The 22,525-nt window shown below is 29.5% G+C and carries 19 protein-coding genes and 1 pseudogene; 3 read left to right on the top strand and 17 right to left on the bottom strand.

What is annotated here, in order from left to right; genetic code table 11:
* The first annotated feature begins 173 nt into the window (after nucleotides 1-173).
* Entirely contained in the window at nucleotides 174-494 is a 321-nt protein-coding gene (locus G9F72_RS03085; RefSeq protein WP_164959167.1) for a hypothetical protein, read from the top strand.
* Between the two features lie 349 nt (nucleotides 495-843).
* A complete protein-coding gene (locus G9F72_RS03080) occupies nucleotides 844-2,478 on the top strand; it encodes an ABC transporter ATP-binding protein (RefSeq protein ID WP_164959168.1) in 1,635 nt (544 codons plus the stop codon).
* 15 nt (nucleotides 2,479-2,493) lie between these two features.
* Here G9F72_RS03080 and G9F72_RS03075 read toward each other — a convergent pair whose 3' ends face one another.
* The 8 genes and pseudogenes from G9F72_RS03075 to G9F72_RS03040 all read right to left on the bottom strand — a co-directional run bounded on the left by G9F72_RS03075 (nucleotide 2,494) and on the right by G9F72_RS03040 (nucleotide 10,536).
* Nucleotides 2,494-2,862 (bottom strand): DUF3888 domain-containing protein, encoded by a 369-nt coding sequence (locus G9F72_RS03075; RefSeq protein WP_164959169.1) that lies wholly within the window; start codon nucleotides 2,860-2,862, stop codon nucleotides 2,494-2,496.
* A 210-nt stretch (nucleotides 2,863-3,072) separates the two neighbouring features.
* Nucleotides 3,073-3,462 (bottom strand): hypothetical protein, encoded by a 390-nt coding sequence (locus G9F72_RS03070; protein ID WP_164959170.1) that lies wholly within the window; start codon nucleotides 3,460-3,462, stop codon nucleotides 3,073-3,075.
* 460 nt (nucleotides 3,463-3,922) lie between these two features.
* Nucleotides 3,923-4,483: a hypothetical protein gene (locus G9F72_RS03065; protein ID WP_164959171.1), complete on the bottom strand. Its 561-nt coding sequence runs from the start codon at nucleotides 4,481-4,483 to the stop codon at nucleotides 3,923-3,925.
* 1,017 nt (nucleotides 4,484-5,500) lie between these two features.
* Complete coding sequence (locus G9F72_RS03060; protein ID WP_164959172.1) at nucleotides 5,501-5,977, bottom strand: hypothetical protein; 477 nt, start codon at nucleotides 5,975-5,977, stop codon at nucleotides 5,501-5,503.
* A 113-nt stretch (nucleotides 5,978-6,090) separates the two neighbouring features.
* A pseudogene (locus G9F72_RS03055) lies at nucleotides 6,091-6,834 on the bottom strand (IS1595 family transposase); the annotation flags it as partial.
* Between the two features lie 181 nt (nucleotides 6,835-7,015).
* Entirely contained in the window at nucleotides 7,016-8,221 is a 1,206-nt protein-coding gene (gene hydF / locus G9F72_RS03050; protein ID WP_164959173.1) for a [FeFe] hydrogenase H-cluster maturation GTPase HydF, read from the bottom strand.
* A gap of 584 nt (nucleotides 8,222-8,805) precedes the next feature.
* Nucleotides 8,806-10,221 carry a [FeFe] hydrogenase H-cluster radical SAM maturase HydG gene (hydG, locus tag G9F72_RS03045; protein ID WP_164959174.1) on the bottom strand — a complete coding sequence of 472 codons (1,416 nt, stop codon included), beginning with the start codon at nucleotides 10,219-10,221 and terminating at the stop codon, nucleotides 8,806-8,808.
* A gap of 69 nt (nucleotides 10,222-10,290) precedes the next feature.
* Nucleotides 10,291-10,536, bottom strand: a complete 246-nt coding sequence (locus tag G9F72_RS03040) for a TM1266 family iron-only hydrogenase system putative regulator (RefSeq protein ID WP_164959175.1) — start codon at nucleotides 10,534-10,536, stop codon at nucleotides 10,291-10,293.
* 376 nt (nucleotides 10,537-10,912) lie between these two features.
* On the opposite strand from G9F72_RS03040, the gene G9F72_RS03035 reads away from it, so the two are divergent.
* On the top strand, nucleotides 10,913-11,683 hold the full coding sequence (locus G9F72_RS03035) for a polysaccharide deacetylase family protein (protein ID WP_164959176.1): 771 nt from the start codon (nucleotides 10,913-10,915) through the stop codon (nucleotides 11,681-11,683).
* 122 nt (nucleotides 11,684-11,805) lie between these two features.
* Here the strand turns inward: G9F72_RS03035 and pssA are convergent, their stop codons facing one another.
* The 9 genes from pssA to G9F72_RS02990 all read right to left on the bottom strand — a co-directional run bounded on the left by pssA (nucleotide 11,806) and on the right by G9F72_RS02990 (nucleotide 22,514).
* Nucleotides 11,806-12,324 carry a CDP-diacylglycerol--serine O-phosphatidyltransferase gene (gene pssA, locus G9F72_RS03030; RefSeq protein ID WP_164959177.1) on the bottom strand — a complete coding sequence of 173 codons (519 nt, stop codon included), beginning with the start codon at nucleotides 12,322-12,324 and terminating at the stop codon, nucleotides 11,806-11,808.
* Between the two features lie 245 nt (nucleotides 12,325-12,569).
* The gene (locus tag G9F72_RS03025; protein ID WP_164959178.1) at nucleotides 12,570-13,748 is read right to left on the bottom strand and encodes an acetyl-CoA C-acetyltransferase; all 1,179 of its coding nucleotides are present in this window, start codon (nucleotides 13,746-13,748) and stop codon (nucleotides 12,570-12,572) included.
* A 389-nt stretch (nucleotides 13,749-14,137) separates the two neighbouring features.
* Complete coding sequence (locus G9F72_RS03020; RefSeq protein WP_164959179.1) at nucleotides 14,138-15,850, bottom strand: sigma-54 interaction domain-containing protein; 1,713 nt, start codon at nucleotides 15,848-15,850, stop codon at nucleotides 14,138-14,140.
* 254 nt (nucleotides 15,851-16,104) lie between these two features.
* Nucleotides 16,105-16,293 carry a ferredoxin gene (locus tag G9F72_RS03015; protein ID WP_164959180.1) on the bottom strand — a complete coding sequence of 63 codons (189 nt, stop codon included), beginning with the start codon at nucleotides 16,291-16,293 and terminating at the stop codon, nucleotides 16,105-16,107.
* A gap of 227 nt (nucleotides 16,294-16,520) precedes the next feature.
* Nucleotides 16,521-17,732: a sodium/glutamate symporter gene (gltS, locus tag G9F72_RS03010; protein ID WP_164959181.1), complete on the bottom strand. Its 1,212-nt coding sequence runs from the start codon at nucleotides 17,730-17,732 to the stop codon at nucleotides 16,521-16,523.
* A 160-nt stretch (nucleotides 17,733-17,892) separates the two neighbouring features.
* Nucleotides 17,893-18,771, bottom strand: a complete 879-nt coding sequence (locus G9F72_RS03005) for a response regulator (RefSeq protein ID WP_164959182.1) — start codon at nucleotides 18,769-18,771, stop codon at nucleotides 17,893-17,895.
* Between the two features lie 2 nt (nucleotides 18,772-18,773).
* Complete coding sequence (locus tag G9F72_RS03000; RefSeq protein WP_164959183.1) at nucleotides 18,774-20,012, bottom strand: ATP-binding protein; 1,239 nt, start codon at nucleotides 20,010-20,012, stop codon at nucleotides 18,774-18,776.
* 130 nt (nucleotides 20,013-20,142) lie between these two features.
* Nucleotides 20,143-20,577, bottom strand: coding sequence for a hydrogenase maturation protease (locus G9F72_RS02995; RefSeq protein ID WP_164959184.1), 435 nt, complete (start codon nucleotides 20,575-20,577; stop codon nucleotides 20,143-20,145).
* A gap of 227 nt (nucleotides 20,578-20,804) precedes the next feature.
* Nucleotides 20,805-22,514 (bottom strand): tetratricopeptide repeat protein, encoded by a 1,710-nt coding sequence (locus tag G9F72_RS02990; RefSeq protein ID WP_164959185.1) that lies wholly within the window; start codon nucleotides 22,512-22,514, stop codon nucleotides 20,805-20,807.
* Nucleotides 22,515-22,525: the final 11 nt, after the last annotated feature.

Raw genomic sequence — 22,525 nt, 5'->3', positions numbered from 1 at the left:
GCATACCACCTAAAAATTACACACATATTTTTATTAAAACCCTTCTTAATTAGGGTAACACCAACAGCGTCGTAACCTTCTATGTAATAATATTATTATGTTGTATAATTTAATAATGACATAATAATAAATTATTGTGCAGTAATAAATTTTTAAGGGAGGTCGAATTAATATTGAATGATATAGTTGGATATTTAATTTTAACTTTGTTTTTAATTTCATTTGTATATGCCTTTATAAGACAGATAGGAGATACTATTAATGTAAGAAAGATTATTAAACCTGATAACTCGAAATATACAAGAATATTATTTGGGAATTATATTTGTATTGCTTCATATGGGCTGTTCATTATATTCTTTGTATTAAATGGGTTAGTTTCACTAGAAATACTAAAAACTTCAAGTATAACAAGTGAAAATACATTTTCTGCCTGTTTAATTTTTCTAACTTTAATATTTGCTAGCAAATATATAATAGTACCTAAAGATTAAGGTGATTTAATCACTATATATATTACGTTATAATAATTTGAAATTATGTCTAAAAAAATTCCGAATAATTAACTATAATGCATTCAAAAGAGGTGTTCATCATGACACCTTTTTTTGAATGTAACACAATTACTATTGTGTTACATTCAAAATATCAATAATAGGATTGAGTCATTGCAAAATGAGTTGAATTGTCAACATTATAATCTATCTGTAAAAGTTGAGTAATTATTTTTCAATATTTGAAATATATGTGGTTATTCTGTATAATTCAATATGTATATAATGTAAATTAGTTTCAGTTCAGAAAAAGATTAATTTGATCTTATTGTTATTTAAAGGAGATATTATGGGCAAAATAAGTAGTTTATTAAAGTTAACACCGTTTATAAAAAAACATAAGTTGATTTTTATGGCAGGAATTATAGGCATGTTAGTAGGTTCAATTATTGCTACTCCAATTCCATATATAATAGGAACTATTATGGATAAGGTGCTCATAGCGAAAAAGGGATATAATCAGCTCTATAATTATATTGGTATAATAGCTGTATTATATGTTTTGCGTTATTTTCTTTCAATCTTTTCAAACTACATGTTTGTAAAGATTAACAATTTAGTGGTTAATGAGCTTAGATGTACTGTAATGGATAAAGTTATGGAACTACCTATGAGTTATCTTGCAAATACTGAGAAAGGATATGTGCAGAGTCGAATAGCAGAATGTAGTACTGTTGGTAGTATATTTTCACCATCTTATGTTGGTATAGTTTTAAGCCTAACCGATGCTGTACTTGCATTGGTGACAATGTTTGCTATAAATTATAAACTATCTATAGTAATCCTCATTTTGACACCATTATTTTTCTTTTCTTCTAAGATGTCCATGGGGAGTTTCATGAAGAATACAAGAGAAATGCTAGAATATAATGCAACTCTAAATGGGGAATGTTTTGAAATAATCAATGGAATTGAGGACATAAAGATACTTAATGGAAAAAGTAATCATCTTAAAAAGTTTAATGATAAACTATCTAAGTTTGTAAAGAGCAGCTTAAAGCAAAGCAAATCTATGATTATATTCATGGGGAATATAACGTTTATTAATAATTTTGGATCTCTTTTGGTATTACTTATTGCAGGAATTTTGATTTTAAAGGGAGAATTTACAGTAGGACTATACACATCTTTTTCTTTATATATAACTAAGGTTTTTAGTAGCATTCAAGGAATAGGTACTATGGGAACTATGATAAAGCCAGTATGTCTCAGTATTGAGAGGGTTTACGAACTTTTAGATATGGATGATGAAAATAGTGGTAAAGACCAAAACTTAAATCAAGAAATTAAGAGTATTAAACTTGAAAATGTAGATTTTAAATATAAAAACAATACAAAAAATGTGCTGAATAATATAAATTTTGAAATAATTAAAGGCGAAAAAGTTCTTATTAAAGGGGAAAATGGTTCGGGTAAATCTACAATTATAAAATTACTGATAGGCTTGTATAATCCAGTAGAGGGTAGAATATTATGCAACAATATAGATCTGTCTATGATTAACACCAAAAATCTAAGGGAAAGAATAGGGATTGTTTCTCAGAGTATATTTCTATTTAAGGGAACTGTTTTAGCTAATATATTGTATGGACAAACTAAAAAGAAACTTAAAGATGTGGAAGAACTTATAAAAAAATTAGGACTTCAGGAATATATTAATAGATTACCTAAAGGTTTGGCCACTGAAATAACTCAAAACAATTCTGGAATTTCAGGTGGACAAGCACAGGTTATAGCCTTCATAAGAGTTATTCTTTCTAATAAAGATGTAATAATTTTAGATGAACCAATTTCAAATGTAGATGCTGAAACAAGAGACTTAATTCTAGGTATTTTAAGGGACAAGGATTTTGAGGGAACATTAATTGTTGTTTCTCACGTCATAGAAGGTATGGATTTTCTTAATAGAGTTATTGAAATATGATAATGTTTTAATGTTTTAATGTGCCCCAAGAAAAGGCACTATTTGAAGTTTAACAATGAAACATGAAGATTCTTTTGAATAGTTAACCTCTAATACCTGGGAGGTAAATGTATCTAACTCATATGGCACAAATCCTCCATAATAACTGTATAGTGGTTTTTGTATATACGGTGATAAAAAATTTATAATTAACCATCCCATAACTTGATCTTTGGGATATAGGTCGAAATTAATTAAATCTTGGCAATTAGGACCAGTTAGGACCGCCTTATTTGTTTTAAAACCACTAGCTCCATTGTTTAAAACACTTGCCTTTACATCATTATTATTACTGCCAACAACTAAACCTATAACTAACAAAATAACTAGTAAAATCCGCTTCATCTAATTCCCCCAGCTATGAAAATGTTTTTTAGCACCCTATACCAATTCATAATTATCTCCTTTTTCACTGTTCATTCTTCATATAACCTAAGCACCGTCATAAATTACTATGTCGTCACTTAAGAAAACTGCGAACTAACTTTCAACTACTTAATCCGTAACTTATAATTATTATAAAACACTTTGTAATCTCTATTACTATAAATTATTTTAATCTATCTTGTTTTTTAAGAACGCTAAGTCATAAAAGTATGTCCCTACAGACAGTCCTAAGGAAGAACCCACTCCACTTATGAAATCTATTTTATGTTTAAATACATAATTAAGGATAAAATTTAAAGAATAAAACAAAACAAAAGAAACGATAGATTTAAACAATCTTTTTCTTATATCCAACCATTTTAATGTTCTCATATTTTTAATTGTTACAAAGGTTAAGTAACCTGAATAAAGTAAAAGAAAAATTGCATATCCTATTACAAATTTAAAAGACAAATAATTATCAATATTCTTATATACAATAAATATCGTAATTATTGTACTTACTATAAATAAAGCATATACGATGTTTGTTAGTTTAAATAAACTATTTTTTTTCATATTATGTTATTCCCCTATTGTTGTTTTAATTTTGGTTTCATATCTCCCTTCCATATAAATATATCTTTTATAATGGTATTTACTAATAAAATATGAATAATAATCTTTGCTCCGTCTAATTATACTATTGTGGCACACTTTAAGAATATTGCAAGTTAATAAGAAGTCGGATATTTTTTATTATATGGGTGTTTTCAACTTGCCCGACAAAAAGGTATATTAGCATATTGGAGGTTATGAGTTAGGAGCAAAGTAGAAATTATGTTACATAATAATATCAATTATTAGTATTAAGTAACATCCAATTTATGCTTTTCATATAAAATATTCAAAATCATTGCTAAATAAAGAAAGTGAAAGTTACACAAGTACATTGTGTAACTTTCAAAACACCCAAAATCCACATTAATAATATATTTTGCTCCTAATATACCTTTTTGGCGGGATAGGTAAAACTACCCTATATAGATTTTATTTGTAATTCATTAAGATACTTTGAAAAAGTTTCAACATATCGTGTTCCAAAAGTAACACTTGTGATTCCTGTATATGGAATTTTAAACGGTTCCTCTTGCCAGATGCCATCTGCATCAAAATGACAAACATAAGCAAATTTCTTAAATACACTATCTATTCTTCCAATCACAAATTCACATTCATCTTCAAATAAACTTTCACATTCTACAATAATATTCTTGTTCATTTTTTTCAAAGTGGCAAAAACTGTTTCCCAATTTGAAATATCTATATTTGGTGTTTTTATGCTTTCAATGATTCCCTCACTTTTAAGAATTTCAACACATTTGTCTTCTTTAATCTGAACTTTTGTTACATCCACATACCGACGAATTGAATACCCATCGAGTATGAAATCATCTTCCTCTGCACCTAAAAACAACTTATCATTTGAAATTAGAGGAAAATAATATCTATAATTAACATCATATCGAAAAAACACTCTGCAAAGATTTCGTTGCTCAATACTACGATTAACAATTTCTTTAATTTCTGATTTTGTCATTACTTCGCCTCCAAAAATATGTTTTTGTCGCATTGAATTACAGTTGCGACACAATATATGAATAGAACTAAACCGCTAAAAACGGTGGCAGACGAGTGCTAATTACATTAATTCTATTTTTACTTAAATAAAATAGAAAGAAGTATCCTATTTAACCAACCCGTTCCGTTCAGAGGTGCAAATTAGAAAATAATACTCGTTTTAGCACCTATAATCACTTATAAAATAACTCAAAAAACCTCTATATTATTTTCTTTAATATAGAGATTTTTATTTGTATAATTCGCACTAAATAAAAGAAGAGTAATATCATAATTTGTTTATAAAACAAATTCATGGTTATTTTTTATTATTAAGCTGATTTGTAGACTCGGTATATTTTCGCAATTTCAATGAGAAAATTACCGTAATTAATAATATTGTTATTATTGCAAAAATACAGAAAAAAAGAATAGTAGCTAGAGACCGTGTATGTAGAAAGAACAATGCAATACTAAGTAATATAAGAAATAACCCTAAAACATAAAGTAATATTCTACAATACTTAATATAATTCTTTTCATCAATTATATTAAAGCTCGCTTGCTTACGCAATATTCTTTCTACTGATAAATACTTGCCAAGCCATATAGCGGTTACACCTAATAATATAAATAAACTACAAAAAACGAAATATACCAATTTCCTAAATTACCTCCTTAAAATTGTTTCGTTATATAATGCTATTGTTCGAAGCAAGTTTGCTATGCTCTCCAGATATACCTTTTAATATTATAACTGAAGTAAATTATATTTTCAATTGTAAAAGATTCTTCCACACTACCAAGAACCATTGCAACGGTTACTTTTATCTTAATATTAGGCTATGTTAGACAATATTGAGGATAAAAGAATATAAAATGGGCTTGTCGTAAAAACAAGCCCATAAACTTTTCCCTAATTATTAAAGTATCGTAAATTTATGATTGATGAACTATATAAGAATATTATGAAGTTATGACAACCATTATCCATGTATCATTTTCGTAGTAATTTGTCACTCCATATCACTTCATAACTTCCTTCTGCATTTACAGGTCTTAATTTAAGGGTGTATTTACCAGGTATGTTACCTGGGTCAAATTGAAGATAACCAACCTTGCGAATATCCGTTTTATTCCCTTTATCATCTACTTCACTTTGTACTTCTTCTTTTTCATTTAAATTTCCATTTCTATATACCTTTCCATTCTCATAAAGCATATAACCTTTAAAAACAGTTTCATTTTTCGGATTAATAATTTCCCAATCAACTTTACCCTCTGTTAATTTAAAACCAAGGGAAACAAAAAAACCTTTACTTGATTTAATAGTATATTCAACTGCCATAGTATCAGACTTTGGTTGGGATAATTCGCCTTGATTTGTAATAAACTTTGGACCACTGGAACAAGATGTAAACACAAAAACTAAAATTAATAGTGAAATTAATAAGCAATTCTTTTTATTACTCAAAATCCTATACCTCCCCCAAAATAATTTACATCGCCATTTTCTACAAGTGTTTACTAAATTATAGTTTATTTATACACTAAAAATAACATAAATTTCAAGTATAACGGATTAAATCATCTAAAAATTGGTTCTCTACCTTTGTAAGTAGCAATTCTGGTATCTACAAAGTTTGTGGTACTATGAACTATAATATTTTTGCTTTTAATTATGTCTTTATCATCTTTGAAACATTGTAGCCACTTGAACCAATGTAGATAATTAGCCAAAAATTTAGTCGATACTCCATTAAATCTTACCATCCATTTTTTGAACTGGCTATGTAAATTATTAACATGATTAATATGATAAATGCCATTCTTATGATGGTCTCTCATAATACGTTTATGGTCTAAATTAAGGTCTCTACCAAATCGAATATAACTTTTGTGACTATCTGTACAAATAATAGCCTCATTGTCTATATGACCACCGTAAAGCCTTTCGAGGTCTCTATAACCCACTCTGCCCTTACATATCATTTCAAGGATAATATTGTTATTTCTATCTATTGCTGTGGCTACACATATCTGCTCATTACTTATACCACGTGTTCTAATTTCTTTACCTCTTTTTCGAGCACGTCTCGGCATTATAAAGCCACTTTTAATATGATTTCCTTTGAACGACTCGGCAAGAAAGGTTTCATCCATTTCTACAATGCCATCAACATCTCCTGTATCCATAAATGTTCCTATACAATCAAGTATTTTATGTCTCATATAAAATGAGGTTTTAACACAAACTTCTATGATTTCAGCACTTTTTCTTATACTGTTTCCCATAACCATACATTTAGCATAATTTATCCATTTTTCTAAAGAATGTATAGATGAGGTGTTCATAATTATAAAGGTAGATTTAAATATGAAAGAAGATTTTATTTATATAATTATTTTTTCAATTGTATCAATAGGGGGAATGTTTTTTATATAAATTTATAAAAATAATAAAAAATATCCACAGCAAAACCTTTAATCAGTCTTAGTTGTGGATATTAATTTATTTTATAGCATCTTCTTCAAAAGCGCTAAGCACTCTATCTAATATACCATTTATATGGGCTATAGCTATACCAAAATTGGTAATAGGCATTTGTTCAATATTAGCCCTTTTAATTCTAGACATTAACTGTTGCCTATTGAACATACAAGCTCCACAATGAAGTATCAGCTTATATTCGCTTAAATCCTCTGGGAAGGAACTTCCCGCACAGACTGTGATATCTAACTTACCACCTACTTTTTCCTGAAGCCACATAGGAAGTTTTTCTCGCCCTATATCTCCTTCTAGAGGATGATGAGTACAAGCTTCTGCTATAAGAACCTTATCCCCTGGTTTTAGAGTATCGATAGCCCTCGCACCCTTAACTAAACTGTTTAAATCTCCTTTATACCTAGCCATAAGTATAGAAAAAGAGGTAAGCGGTACATCCTTTGGTATAATAGAATTAACTTTCTTAAACACCTGAGAATCCGTAATTACTAAATCAGGCTTATTCTTTAGAGTAGCTAAAATGTCCTCAAGTTCACTATCCTTTACCACTAGAGCCATTGCATCATTATCAAGAAGATCCCTTATTATTTGAACCTGTGGAAGTATTAATCTCCCTTTCGGTGCCTGAATATCTTGTGGAGCTACAACGAGTACTATTGCCTTTGGTTTTACTATATCACCAACAATTGTACTTTTTTCAAAATCCTCTGGGGCCATCTTCATAACAGCCTTTTTAAGTTCATCAATATTCACTTTATCCTTAGCGCTAACCTTAACAAAATCTATATTTATAACCTTTTGAATCCTATCTAATTCCACATCGCCTTTATCAACCTTATTGATAACTCCAACTACAGGGATTTTTCTTTTCTTTAAATCTTCATACCACTCACTCTCAAAGGTTAAATCTTCCACATTTCCATCTATAACAAGCAGTGCTAAATCCGTTTTATCCATAACTTCTTTAGTCTTCTTTATTCTAAGCTCTCCAATTTCTCCCTTATCATCAAGTCCCGCAGTATCTATAATAACAACAGGCCCTATTGGAAGTAGCTCCATAGCCTTATATACAGGATCCGTTGTAGTCCCAGCTACCTCCGATACTAAAGCAATATCTTGCGCAGTAAGTGCATTGATCAAACTGGACTTACCCACATTCCTTTTTCCAAAAATAGCTATATGAAGCCTATTAGAATTCGGTGTTTGCTGCATCCTCTATACCTCCCTTGTTCTATATGTATTTTCTAAAATTATAAACATAAAATTAAATTTACAAAACCCTCGACTATCCTACGCTTTTAGCCGGTAGGCTATTATCTTTCCCTCCACTACCAGAAAATAATTGTAATAAACAAAATTTTATCCACAGAAGATGAGAGCATAATTTATCCACATTTTAATCTCAATCTAAAAAAATTATCCACAACTTTTACTTTTAAACTCTACAATTATCTATATATTTTTATATGATTCTATGTTTCTATTCTTATTACTTCCTAAGATGATTAAATTACGATAGATATTACATTATATCAAGTATGAAGTTTATCCGTAGTGATTTGCAGTAAGTAACGCATAAACATTGAAATTTGATTTAGAAATTCTTCTTTTGCGAATGTAAAACTTTCGTAAGCCTGACAGGAAGTCAGGCTAGCGAACCCGAGGCAGGACGCCGAGTGTGAGCGCTAGAAAGTTTTACATTCGCAAAAAATTAGAATTTCTTAATCAAATTTCCAGTTTGAGTTCTTATGCAAATCACGTAGGATAAACTTCATACTTTTTTAACCCTATATCTACTAGAATCTTAAATCTCTCTCGCCCTTTTCTATTCTGTCTAATTTCTCCTTCGTTGCCTCTCTTGATTTTTCATTTGGTATCTCTTCTAGTCCTTTTCTTATAGTTTCTTCCACTATTTTTTTAATATTCTCATCACCATAATCCAAAATAAATTCCTTTAAAGTTAAAAGTGCATTAGGCTGACATACGTTGTGTATCTGTCCACTCTTTGCAAGTCTCATGAATCTATCTCCAGTTCTTCCTTCTCTATAGCAAGCAGTACAATAACTTGGAATATATCCACTTTCACATAGGCTTTCTATAATTTCTTTTGGGGATCTATGATCTCCAATCTCAAATTGTGGTTTTTCATCACTTATATGACCACTATATTCATCAGCATATCCACCAACCCCAGTACAAGAACCTGCACTAACTTGAGATACACCTAAGGCTAAAACTTCTTCTCTGAATTTTATATCCTCTCTTGTGGATAAAAGCATTCCTGCATAAGGAACGGCAAGTCTTAACACTGCCACCAATTTTTTAAAGTGTTCATCTGTTACTAAATATGGATAATCTTTAAGACTTACATTTTCTGCAGGTCTTAATCTTGGTACTGATACAGTATGAGGTCCTACACCTGTAGATGCTTCTAAGTGTTCTGCATGCATTAGCATTGCTATTGTATCGTATTTATATTCATATAAGCCATATAGAACTCCAATACCTACGTCATCTATACCTGCCTCTTTTGCTCTGTCCATTGCTGTTGTATGATAATTATAATTATGTTTTGGTCCTTGTGGGTGAATTCTTTCATAGGTTTCTTTATGGTAAGTTTCTTGGAACAATATATAAGTTCCTATCTCTGCATCTTTAAGCATTTTGTATTCTTCAACAGTTGTAGCAGCAATATTTACATTTATTCTTCTGATACTACCATTCTCAAATTTTATTGAGTAAATATTTTTAATGCAATCAAGTACATATTCAATTGGTGTATTAACTGGATCTTCTCCAACTTCAAGAGCTAACCTTTTATGGCCTAAACTTTCTAAAATTTTCACTTCTTCTTTTAGCTCTTCTATATTAAGTTTTTTTCTTGAAATACTATCGTTTGAATGCTTGTACCCACAATACTGACAGTTATTTATGCAATAATTACTTACATATAGTGGTGCAAAAATTACTATTCGCCTGCCATATATTTTTTCTTTAATTTCTTTAGCACTTTTAAACATTTCTTGCAATAAATCAGGATCTTCTATGTTTAAAAGCACAGAAGCTTCTCTATGAGTAAGCCCAACACAGGTTTTAGCTTTATTTAAAAGTTCCACTACAAAAGCTTTATCCTCAGCCATTTTCTTTCCGTATTCTATGGACCGCACTATTTCAGAATCAATTATAAAATCTTCAGCTTTATATTCACTCATTTTTAAATTCCTCCAATATATTTTTTTGTTTCATTGCTATATTTTTTTGTTATTCTCGCTAATTTTTCTCTATTGTTTAGTTATTGCAGATTTAACATTTACCCCAGGAATTTTCCCAATCTTACCTGTCATCGCGCTTATTTCATCCATTGTTCCGTCAACAATTATAGAAATAACAAATATTCCTCTATCTTTATAAGGTACTCCAATTCTTCCTACAATTAAATGTCCAAAATCGTGAAGTATGTCGTTAACAAATGTCGCATTAGTAAATTCTTCTATTATAATTCCTACAACGCCAATTCTTTTTTCCATATTACTCCTCTATTCTTTTATCATGTTTTTTTGCTCGACGGGATCCAAAATTTTTCCCAAATAATAAAACCTTCTACAAAATGTAAAAGGTCAAAGTACACCATTAGTGTTTAATACTTTTCCCTCCTTTTGTTTAGAAAACTCTTAACAATTAGGTTCGAATTTTTAATAATTAATCATCACCTAGAGTGCTGAACAATTAGCTTATTTTTCCATATAGTCAGAAGATTCTAGCTATACCGAACAAATTGATTATACAAAATTTTAGTGTTGATTGTCAATGATTTATCAATAAATTATAAATAAAAATATACTGCTTTAATAGTGATTTATTTGGGTAAACTAACTATGAAAAAAATTAAAGGTAGGTGATAATATGACTCTAAAAAAAAGACGTATTCTTCTTTTTTTTACTATCCCAATTATTATATTATTATTAACTAACAGTGCCTACAAAAACACTATTGTGAAAAACATCCCTGCATCCGCATCTTTAAATCTTTTATTTAAAGACTCTGGTGACATAAAACCTTTAAAATATGTTTATTTAACCTTTGATGATGGTCCCACTCATGTTGTTACAGCTGCATTATTAGATATATTAAAAAAACAAAATGTAAAAGCTACTTTTTTTGTGGTAGGTAAAGAAATTGAAGGAAAGGAGTCAATTCTTAAGAGAATATATGATGAAGGTCATAGTATAGGTCTTCACACCTATAGTCATAATTTCAAAAAAATTTATAGAAGTACAGAAGATTTTATTGATGAAATGACAAGAACCTCTAAAAAAATTGAACAAGTCGTTGGTTTTGCCCCTAAGATTATTAGGTTTCCAGGTGGTAGCTCTAAACGTCTAAATACTTTTTTCTTAGATTCTCTTCATAAAAATAATTTTAAAGTCTATGATTGGAATGTTAATATATACGATGGCATAAATCCTAATTTAATGCCCTCTCAGCTCACTCGCAACTCAAAAATCAATAAAGGCAATAAAAATGTAGCAATAGTTCTAATGCATTGCAATTTTAATAATAAAAATACTGTAAAAGCCCTACCCGACATCATAGAATATTATAAAGATTCAGGTTATATATTTAAAGTTATTACTGAGGATACCCCAGAATATTATTATAGATTCAAAAACTAAAAAAAGCCTCACCATAAGGTGAGGCAACTATAATAATTGCGGTTTAAAACATATTTTATTAAAATTTCATAGTAATCTCATTTAAATTTAAATTACATTTATATCTTATTATAATCATACTGCTACATTTTTTTAAATTTAAATTTACATAACATCAAATAAGATAATACAATCAATAAAAAAATAGTAGGTCCTAAATTTAAAGGTTTATTAAACACGAATAGTGCATATAGCGCCAAGAATGTGCCTGTAATGGTGATTGGAATCCCTGAAAAAACTCCATCAAAATCTGTAATATTATATTTTGCTAATCTATATGCTCCTGCTATTGGAAAAACTAAAACCATTAAATATCCAATAGATCCTAACTTAACAAAATTATAAATATTAAATATCAATATTGAAGGTGCTACACCAAAAGATATTAAATCACATAATGAATCTAGCTCTTTTCCTAAATCATTATCTACTTTTAAATACCTAGCTATCCTTCCATCATATCTATCAAATATTCCTGCTAAAAGAATAAATAGTGCTGCTAATTTATAATTGCTTTCAAAGCTCATAAGTATAGACATAATCCCACAAGACATGTTGCTTAAGGTGAAAATGTTTGGTACAGCATTTTTTATTTTAACCATCTATATCACTCCTATGATTATGATTATACCATAATAGTAGCACTTATTCTTTAGTATTATGATACATTATTATTAAATCCATCTTAAATTTTTTCTATTCCTAATTTATGATAAAAAATCAGCTTAATTTATGGTATAACATGAAAATTTAAGCACTTTTTCGATTTAAGAAAAGTTAGCAAATAAATACAAGTTTTTTTACAAATAAAAAAGACCAGCATTTTTTTTGCTGATCCCTACTTAATTTATCTTTGTACAATAATGGCAGTACCTTGGCCTCCGCCTATACATAGGGTAGCAAGTCCAGTTTTAGAATCTCTTTTTATCATTTCATGTATTAATGTAACAAGTATTCTTGCTCCTGAACCTCCTACTGGGTGTCCTAATGCTATAGCTCCACCATTAACATTTACTATTTCCGTATTAAAGCCTAAATCTTTAGCAACAGCTAAGGATTGAGCAGCAAATGCTTCGTTAGCTTCTATTAAATCTAAATCAGCTACAGTAATTCCTGCTTTTTGTAATGCTTTTCTAGTTGCAGGAACTGGACCATATCCCATTATTTTTGGATCTACTCCACCTGATGCATAAGCTTTTATTGTAACTAGAGGTTTAACTCCTAGTTCATCAGCTTTAGCCTTTGACATTACTATAAACATAGCTGCACCATCATTTATTCCTGACGCATTACCTGCTGTTACAGTACCATCTTTTTTAAAGGCAGGTTTTAATTTCCTTAATTTTTCTATAGTTGTTCCAGCCTTTGGATATTCATCTGTATCAAATACTATTGGATCACCTTTTCTTTGAGGAATTGTAACTGGAACTATCTCATCTTTAAATTTGCCTTCTTTTATAGCTTTTTCTGTTTTTAATTGACTTTTTAAAGAGAATTGATCTTGATCTTCTCTTGTTATATTCCATTTTTCTGCGATATTTTCTGCAGTAACTCCCATATGATAATTATTAAACGCATCCCAAAGAGAATCGTTAATCATAGTATCAACTACTTTTCCATCTCCCATTTTTGCACCCCATCTATTGTTTGGAAGTGCGTATGGAGCATTACTCATGCTTTCAGTTCCACCGGCTAGTACTATATCTGCATCTCCACACATTATAAATTGTGCTGCCATGCTTACAGCTCTTAGACCTGAACCACATACTTTATTTATTGTAAGTGCTGAAGATTCTTCAGACATACCTGCATTTATAGATATTTGTCTTGCAACATTCTGTCCAAGCCCTGCTTGTATTACGTTGCCGATAATAGCTTCCTGTATTAATTCTGGTTTAACACCTGATCTTTTTATAGCCTCTTTAGCTGCAATAGTTCCTATTTCTACAGCTGACAATTTTGATAATGCTCCTCCAAAACTTCCTATTGCTGTTCTTGTTGCTGCTACAATTACTACGTCTCTCATGTTTTAACCTCCAATTATTTATTTCTCTAATAGATTATTACAATATAATAGGAATTCATCATTTGCTTTAATTTTATTCCTATGTATATACTACTAGCACTTTTCATGCCAAGTTAATAAATCCTTGTAAAGCACACTATATCAACATCTTATTTCCATTATAGCACAAATTACAACTTCGAGTGTAAACTTAGTTAACATAAATAACCGCCATAATTCTCATGCGCTAAGTTTGTTAATATTATAACCTTATTGTTAAAAAAATCACTAAAAGTATTTTCAATGCTTTCATATGGGTATGCATTTAGTTTTTTTTATAATTCTCCCCTAAAATACTATAACTGTTATTTATATAAAATTAGCTAATGTAAACAAAGTTTACATGTGTACTATTGTAGATTGCATGTCTCCATTAAATTATACCGGTTTAATTTTTTATATAATCCAGCTCTGCTAAGCCCCAATTGTTTTGCTGTTTCTTTTTTATTTCCACCTGTTTTTCTTATACACTCCATAATAAGATCCTTTTCAATAGTTTCAACAACATCTTTCAAATAATTATTTTCTAATAAATATTTTTTTATCTTATTTTTAGTTAGCTTTTCTGGCAAATGCTTTGGCATTATAAAAAGATCTGCATCAAGCAAGTTTATAGCTCTTTCTATTACATTTTCCAATTGCCTTATATTCCCCGGCCAACTATATGACTTTAAATAATCAATGGCTTCGCTAGAAATACCTTCAGAGTAAACACCATATTTTTTACTTATTTTTATTCGAAGTTCGTTTGATAATTCCTCAATATCTTCTATTCTTTCTCTTAAAGCTGGTAATCTCAAATGCATAACATCCAATCTATAATACAAATCTTCTCTAAATTTTCCATCACTTATTAACCCTTCTAGCGACTTATTAGTGGAGGCAATAACTCGTACATCAACTTTAATTACATCGTTTCCACCAACCCTCACTAACTCTTTTTCTTGAATAACCCTTAGGAGCTTAACTTGCATATTCAGAGGCATATCACCAATCTCATCTAATAAAATTGTTCCCCCAGTTGCATGTTCAAACTTACCTTTCTTACCTGATCTTTTAGCACCAGTAAATGCGCCTTCTTCATATCCAAACATTTCTGACTCAAAAAGCTCTGCCGGGATAGCTCCACAGTTGATCTTTACAAAAGGTTTTAAACATCTTCCACTGGCATTGTGAATAGCATGAGCAAAAAGTTCTTTACCAGTTCCACTCTCACCAGTAATTAAAACGTTTGAATCTATTTTAGCTACTCTTCTAGCCATTTTCATTACCTCAAGACTTCTAGCACTATGTCCTATAATATTATTAAAAGTATATATTGCTTTTCCATCCCCACACAACTCTTTTTTATAGTATTCAACTTCTTTTTCCAAATTCCACAATTTATTACTCAATATTTTGAAATTGCTCAAATCCTTAAACATTACTTTTCCAATGGCTCCTATAACTTTACCATCTTCCTTTATAGGAACTCTCATAGAAATCATTTTATGCCCATTGGCCTCTTGAAGTTCTCCAAATTGCTTTTCACCAGTTTTTGCTACTATATGTAATTTTGTGTTTTCAATAACTTGGGTTACATGCTTTCCCTCCGGATTTTCACAATTAATAAGTTCTTTATATGCATTACTCATCATAGTTATTATTCCATTTTTGTCTACTACAACTACACATTCATTTACAGTATTAATAATTGTATTTAAAATATTTTCGGAAGCGTTGCCTTCATCTTGCACGTTCCCAAATAGATTATTGTCAGGATTTTTACTAAATATTTCAAGTGCGCCTATGACTTCACCATTTTGAGTTATTGCCCTATGAGTTACAATAAATTCCCCCTGCTCTTTATTTACACTTACTTCTCCATTTTCAATTACACTTAATAATTCACTAAAAGGGAATACATTTAAAATGTATTTTCCTACGCTATTTTCTGCATTAACTCTTAACATTTTTTCTGCAGCATTATTAATAATTTTTATGCTACCTATTTTATCTATAACAATAACACCCTCATTAATATTGCATATAACTTCATTATAATAATCATTAATTTTATACATTTGTCACCTTCCTTAAATGTACATTTAAATAAATAACAAGTCAGTATAATCGTCTAATTATTTTCATTTTCCTAAGCTTATAACACAATTATAAAGTTCATAGTTTTTTTAATCAAGTATTAAGTTCAAAATCCATTATAAAGACTTGGTTTGTGGCTTAGACAAATGAAAATAGCGAGATATTATCTCGCTATTTTTGACTTTCTTATCATTACTTATTCTTGTTACTATTAACTAAATGTATGATTTTAAATTTATTCTACTGTAATTACACTAACTGGGCACTCTTCTTCTGCGTCTTTTGCACTAACAATTAAATCATCTGCAATTTCATCTTTAGATGCCCCAGCTTTCCCATCATCCTCCATCTTGAAAATTTCTGGACATACCTCTGTACATAATCCACAACTGATACATCCATCTTTATCTACATACGCTTTCATTAAGATCACTCCTTTAAGTTAAATTATATTGAAATAACTATTTATATATACTTCCACAGTAATATAATAATATACTTACCTTTAATAATATGTAACCATCGTTACCAAAAGTATACATTACCATTATGAATTTTTATTAAAAAAGTATGTATTACTAAAAGTATTCTTTTAGTAATACATACTTTAAAATATATTAAATTATAGAATATTAAAAATGTAAGAACTTTTTATTTTCCGAAAACATTCATAAACGTTGTAATTACTCCAGCATTACAGAAATCTATAAATAAACTTCCCACCAGTGGTACTATAAAAAATGCCCTTGGAGCAATACCATATTTGTCTGTCATAGCTCCCATGTTAGCCATTGCATTTGGAGTAGCGCCCATACCAAACCCACAATTACCAGCACACATTACTGCTGCATCATAATCTCTCCCCATTAAGTTGAAGGTTACAAAATATGCAAACAATCCCATTAATACGGTCTGAGCTAATAACATTACTATTAATGGTAAAGCTAAATCTGCTAATTGCCATAGCTTTAATCCCATTAATGCCATAGATAAGAATAGTGATAAGGAAATGCCTCCTATTATATCGATTTCATCTAAGTGAACTTTAAAGGAATTTGTAGAATCAGATATATTTCTTAGTATTGCAGCTGCAAACATAGCACCTATGTATGGTGGAAAAGTCATGCCTGTTTTTTCTAAAAGCATGGATATAATTGTACCTATTCCCATAGCGAGTAAAATCATAGATGCAGCACCCATAAAGTTTTCAGAATTTAACTGTTTTCCAGTGTTTTCTTCTATCGTTGCTGCAGCCTCTTTAATAGCCTCGCCTTTAATCGTTTTCATAGGATATGAAAGATTATTCTTATCAATTAAACGTTTTGCTAAAGGTCCGCCAATGATACTACCCATAATTAAACCAAAAGTTGCTGATGCCATTGCTACTGTAGTTGCACCTACTGCTCCTGCTTTTTCAAAGATTGGACCAAATGCACCTGATGTTCCATGTCCACCAACCATTGGAACAGACGCTGTGCTAAGACCAATAAGTGGATTTAGACCAAACATCTTAGCAAGTGTTACCCCTGTAATGTCTTGAAGAACACACAGTACTATAGATATTCCTAAAAAAATAAAAACTCCTTTTCCACCTTTTTTTAGTAGTTTAAGACTTGCAGTAAAACCAATAGTTGTAAAGAACGCCGTCATAAATAATTTTTGTAGTGTTATATCCATATCAAAAATTAAAATATTACTTACTTTTAGTACTAATGTTATAATTGCAAAAATTAGTCCTCCAATTACTGGTGCAGGTATACAATACCTATCTAAAAAAACTAATTTATTTTTTATTTGTTGTCCTATAAATAAAACAACGACTGCTAGTGCGGCTGCTTGAATCATATCTAATTTAAAAGCCATTTGTTTTGCCTCCTTATAATTTTTTACATTACATTATATAATATATTATAAGTGGCCTATACAAATAACAACAGAATACTACAAAATACTTCATTCAAAGATTAAATTTTCAAACTATTCATAGAATTTATTGTAAGCTTATTATATACTAAAATTATTATCAACTTAATTTTGTAATGATACTTTCAATAAACTTTTTAGTATTTATTTTTCCAGGTTCCTCTAAAGGATTGTTTATATGTCGCATTTCTTGCCTTACTTGTTTGAAGTCAAATAGCAAGGTGCTATATTCCATAAAAACACTGCTGCTATAATCATCACAACCCAGCTCAGATATAGTTTCCAAAGCCTTTTGTATAGTTCTCCTAATTCTTTGTTCTAAGGCTTTTTTATTTGCTTTTATGTTTACGTCCACCTCACCATTTTCTTGTTGTAGGATTTCATCGTATATCTTTTGTAACTTGTAGGTAGACGTAGGGTTTCTTTTTTTAAAATTTATTATTTTATGTATAATCACTATTAACTCATTACTTCCTACAGCTCCAGCAATACCTATATCAGCGAAAATATTAGCTATTTGCTCATCTAAAAATAATTCTTTTGGTACATTTTTATCACTATTTAAATTGAATACTGCGCTCTTTATGAGGGCTAGTGAATTTTCTAGCTCAATATTATGACATATTCCTTTTATAACATTAATAACCTCTATACTGTTTATAGGTTTGCTTATAAAGAAAATTATTCCATTTTCATATGCTTTTGATACCACGGCCTCATCTTCAACCTGGGATATCATAATAAACTTCCCCTTATATCCTTGCTTCTTGCTAGCTTTCATTATTTCAATTCCATCCACTATTGGTAACAAAAGATCAATAAGTACTATATCCGGATTATAGAAGATAATCTCTTGCACAGCATCCCTGCCACTATCTATTTCACATATAACTTTTCCAAGATTGTTTTTTTTTATGAGAAGTCCTAGCATTTTTATAATATTAATGTCATCGTCAACAATCAAAAAAGTTTTTTCCATAATTATCCTCCATTCAGTGAATTTTTAGGTATTTTTAAAATAAATGTAGTCCCTACATTTATTTCTGATTTTACTTCAATATTGCCGCCTAAATCATCTATAATATTCTTTACATGTGAAAGCCCTATGCCCGTAGAGGATTTCCCTGTTATATCATCATATTTAGTGGTAAACCCTGGATTAAAAATATAGGGTAGAATATCTTCCTCGATACCTTTTCCTGTATCAGTTACCTCAAAATATATATTATCTTCATCCTCTTTTTCTGATATTTCAATGAAAGCACTATTTTCACAATCATCTATACTATTTATAATTAAATTATTGAGCATAACAAATATATTATAATGAGCCACAACAGCAAAGTCATTTTGAAAATGAAATGATATTCCTATTTCTTTATTACTTTCTTTTATATATCTGCTAGTGTTATCTCTAATAATAGTAAAAATATTTGAGAGAGTCATAGCATCCTCATTTTCAAAATTATTTATAAGGGCCTCAAATCCTTTTAAAACTCTATAATGATCTTTTTTTATCTCATGAACCTCTCTAGCAATGTCCAAAGTCTTTTCTCTTAAATATTCATTGTTTTTATAGGTTTCATACAAACTGTAACTTTTCGACATCACCTTTTCAATATCCTTCATAGACTTCTTTAAATAAAACATTTCTGCCTGTATATTTGAAATCAATAAGTTTAACTCAGTATATCTCTTTTGATGTTCACTATTCAAAATAAATAATTTTTGTTTATTATAAGTGAGGTAAGAGAGATAAGTTATAGATCCTCTTATAAACCCTACAAAAATTATAATTCTTACAATATGGATATTAATACTATTTCTCATGACAGCTTCAATTATATTGCTCAGCGAATCAGTTAATGCTAATATAAATATTGTATTAACTATACTGTTTTTATATTTTTTAAGTTTGGTAATCTTAAGAAGAACTCCATAGATTAAATAATATAAAAGTGAGGGAAAATTAAGAACCAATGTTTCTATAATGTCATGGTGCAATAGTAATATGCCAAAAATGTTTCTTGTCATAAATACCCCCAGACCACATAAAATTGCTATTACTACTTCTGACATATCTTCCATCATAAGCACACATAAATTAAAAATTATTACGCCTGCGGAAAATTTAAGTCCACTTTCAACAGGATAAAAATATAGCTCGCCGAATAGCGATACAGCTAATGATATTATAATGTATTTGTTTATTTTTGACATGTAGCCCTCCAAAAAAGTAAATATTATTAAACCGTATATTTTTTGTATAGATATACGCTTTAATAATAAGGCACATTCAAATAAATAACAAGTCGTAGGTTAGTCTATTTGTGTATCATAATAAATCACCTTATATTATAAAGTTCAATATGTCTCTAGATATATAATCTAGTTGTCCTTGTAAAAGATTGCTTAACCCAATATTTATATCTATATTAGCAATCTCTATCCCTATAAAATAACCTTTAATATCCATCTTGTGCATATTTACTAGTTCCATTAACCCTAAAGAATGAATAGACCTACAGTAGCCTCTAGTGTTTTTAATATCTTTCAAATTTTTAAAAGTTACCGTGCCTGGAACATTTCCATAATATGTTGAATCTATAATATAAAATATATCTTGCTGGTTTAATTTTGAAAAACAAAAGTCCACATCTGTTTCTCCTATAATAGTCTCTATATTTTTGTCCTCTAATTTATTCTTTATTCTTTCTAAAATCATTACCGCTACTGCATCATCCATCATTAACCTATTTCCTATAGCAATGACTTTTTTGCCCATATTAACTCACCCCTCCATTAAAATATAACTTTTTTCTTTACCTCTTGTAAAATCCATTCACAAAATTCATCTATTCCAAGATTTTCAGTGCAGGAGGTTTGAAAAATCTTTCCTTCCTTAATATATACTGAAAAAAACTTTCCATTATGCAGTATTTATCATTATATGATTCACATAAAAAAATAAGACCAGAGATATATAATCTCTGATCCACTTATAATTTTCATTTATAAATTACATGCTTTTATTCGAACACTTAAAATTTTATCTAGCTCTTCAAAAAACTCTATTAATTCAGCCTCATCATTAATATAGTCATATTTTTTATAAGTATCACCCTTAACCTCAGAATAATCCTCTTTTATACGGACTAATATATTATAGTACTTAAGTAAATTATTAAAATTGATATATGAAACTCTAAATTGCTGCGGAACAGAAATAACTATTTTTTTTAACTGTCTACAGGCATCCAAGTAACTAGTTATAGCTTTTTCATAGTTATATACTTTAAAATAATATTCCCCTAAACTACTAGAAATTTTCATATGCAACTTATTATTTTTTATTTCCACTGCTAATCCAAGCACATTATTTAGTATCTGCTCTTTTTCTTCATTATTGTACCTTAATGCGTCTATGTAGTTACGCTTTAACACTGTGTCTCCATTATCTGCTCTTATATCCTTATATTCATCTACTAACTTAGAAGCTAGTTCACTCTCTCCTAAGTCCATGAGTTGTAGTACAACATCACACACTATATTTGAGATATCCTCTGGATTTTTATATTTTGATAGTAAATATTTGATTCCCTCTAGAGCACCTAAGATTTCCGTTTTATTCTTAGCTGCTTTAAGTTTCATGAATTCATAAACGATTCCTGTGTTCAATTTAATTATTGACTGTTCATCACCTAAGATATCTAAAGCTAGTTTTATATTATGCTTAGCTTTAGGAAGGTCACCAAATTCTAAGAATAAACTAGATGAACATTTATAAAACCAAGGTAATATTGCTCCTTGATCAGGATAAGTTTTAAGTTCCTCCTTAGATAAATTAAAATAAAGATGAGCTTCTTTATAATTATTTAATTTTAGATTTATATTAGTTAAAATTACATATGAATAGAATACCATAGCTTCCAATTGTGCTCCCTGAGCTTTTTTTAAAGCCAGTTTACACCAATAGAGTGCTTCTTCGTATTTTAAGCATTTAAAATACGCTTCTCCAATATTAACATGAGCAAATACATTGAATTCTGAGTAGTTACTATCTTCACTTCGCTCCTTTAGTTTAAAGAAAAACTCTAGTGCCTTTTCATTATTTTGTAACTTTTCTGCATATACTACGCCAATGTTATTTAGAACCCCTAAGATGCCTCTTAATTCATTTGCACTTTCAAAACAGGATAATGCTTGTTGTAATAAGTCTAAATGCTCATCTACACTAGTTATTTCACGATATAAATTTGATAACGCATTTAGAATTCTTCCCTTATAAATAATATATTCATCAGTGCAAAGTTTTAAGGCTGCATTTCCAATTTCTCTAGCTTTATAATATTCATTTTTCATATAATATACTTTAAGCAAATATAGGCTAATGTCTAATTTTCCTTTAATATAATCTAAGTTTTTAAGAAGCTCTTCAGCTATTTCTGCATACTTTATACTTTCTTCTATTTCACCCTTGTAAAAATAACCTTCTGTTATTTTAACTAACGCATCTACTTGATATTTTTTATCTTCTAAAATCACAGCAGTATCGTAGGCACTTTTGAAATATTCAAGGCTCCTATCTATATCCCCACTTTTTTCAATTAAATCTCCTAGCTTTATTTGTAAATTAAATTTTTCATTATCTTTATCCGGAGCCTTACATATTGTCAGTTCCGCTTCAAGGTTATTTATATCCCCTTCTAAATTACTATTCATGTCTACCCCCT

The organism is Clostridium estertheticum, assembly GCF_011065935.2.
Taxonomy (GTDB): domain Bacteria; phylum Bacillota; class Clostridia; order Clostridiales; family Clostridiaceae; genus Clostridium_AD; species Clostridium_AD estertheticum_A.
Note: the sequence above shows the minus strand (reverse complement) of the source record. Positions and strands in the feature narration are given on the sequence as shown.

Bases quoted from the DNA above. Each gene is read 5' to 3' on its own strand.
- G9F72_RS03035 (WP_164959176.1), top strand. From the start codon at position 10,913: ATGACTCTAAAAAAAAGACGTATTCTTCTTTTTTTTACTATCCCAATT.
- hydG (WP_164959174.1), bottom strand. From the start codon at position 10,221: ATGAGTGAATATAAAGCTGAAGATTTTATAATTGATTCTGAAATAGTG.
- G9F72_RS03065 (WP_164959171.1), bottom strand. From the start codon at position 4,483: ATGACAAAATCAGAAATTAAAGAAATTGTTAATCGTAGTATTGAGCAA.
- G9F72_RS03080 (WP_164959168.1), top strand. From the start codon at position 844: ATGGGCAAAATAAGTAGTTTATTAAAGTTAACACCGTTTATAAAAAAA.
- G9F72_RS03070 (WP_164959170.1), bottom strand. From the start codon at position 3,462: ATGAAAAAAAATAGTTTATTTAAACTAACAAACATCGTATATGCTTTA.
- hydF (WP_164959173.1), bottom strand. From the start codon at position 8,221: ATGCAGCAAACACCGAATTCTAATAGGCTTCATATAGCTATTTTTGGA.
- G9F72_RS03025 (WP_164959178.1), bottom strand. From the start codon at position 13,748: ATGAGAGACGTAGTAATTGTAGCAGCAACAAGAACAGCAATAGGAAGT.
- G9F72_RS03005 (WP_164959182.1), bottom strand. From the start codon at position 18,771: ATGGAAAAAACTTTTTTGATTGTTGACGATGACATTAATATTATAAAA.
- G9F72_RS03040 (WP_164959175.1), bottom strand. From the start codon at position 10,536: ATGGAAAAAAGAATTGGCGTTGTAGGAATTATAATAGAAGAATTTACT.
- G9F72_RS03020 (WP_164959179.1), bottom strand. From the start codon at position 15,850: ATGTATAAAATTAATGATTATTATAATGAAGTTATATGCAATATTAAT.
- gltS (WP_164959181.1), bottom strand. From the start codon at position 17,732: ATGGCTTTTAAATTAGATATGATTCAAGCAGCCGCACTAGCAGTCGTT.
- G9F72_RS02990 (WP_164959185.1), bottom strand. From the start codon at position 22,514: ATGAATAGTAATTTAGAAGGGGATATAAATAACCTTGAAGCGGAACTG.
- pssA (WP_164959177.1), bottom strand. From the start codon at position 12,324: ATGGTTAAAATAAAAAATGCTGTACCAAACATTTTCACCTTAAGCAAC.
- G9F72_RS03000 (WP_164959183.1), bottom strand. From the start codon at position 20,012: ATGTCAAAAATAAACAAATACATTATAATATCATTAGCTGTATCGCTA.
- G9F72_RS02995 (WP_164959184.1), bottom strand. From the start codon at position 20,577: ATGGGCAAAAAAGTCATTGCTATAGGAAATAGGTTAATGATGGATGAT.
- G9F72_RS03075 (WP_164959169.1), bottom strand. From the start codon at position 2,862: ATGAAGCGGATTTTACTAGTTATTTTGTTAGTTATAGGTTTAGTTGTT.
- G9F72_RS03015 (WP_164959180.1), bottom strand. From the start codon at position 16,293: ATGAAAGCGTATGTAGATAAAGATGGATGTATCAGTTGTGGATTATGT.